The organism is Mesorhizobium sp. WSM4837, assembly GCF_055811435.1.
This window is the reverse complement of record NZ_JBVVQE010000287.1, coordinates 1-237: the sequence shown is the minus strand read 5'-3', so window position 1 is coordinate 237 and position 237 is coordinate 1. Positions and strand designations below refer to the sequence as shown.

1 pseudogene is annotated in these 237 nt (G+C 57.0%); it reads left to right on the top strand.

Annotated elements, in window-relative coordinates:
- Positions 1-162, top strand: a pseudogene (locus AC0L3D_RS37120) (ATP-binding protein); the annotation flags it as partial.
- Between the last annotated feature and the right edge of the window lie 75 nt (positions 163-237).

Here is a 237-nt window from a genome sequence, read left to right as displayed (position 1 = left end):
CGTTTCGAGGCTCGCGCCAGGGCTGCCAAGCTTCGCCATGACGCGCAGATCGAGAATGCCGACTTCCGCGCCGCACGGGGCCTCGACCGCAATATGTTCATGGCGCTTGCCGGCTGCGACTGGATCAGAAAGCATCACGGTCTTCTTGTCACCGGACCAGCCGATCCCACGACATAATGCACACCTCGCTATGTTATTGAAAAAGCTGGATCTGCTGATCCTGTGATTGTGATAATG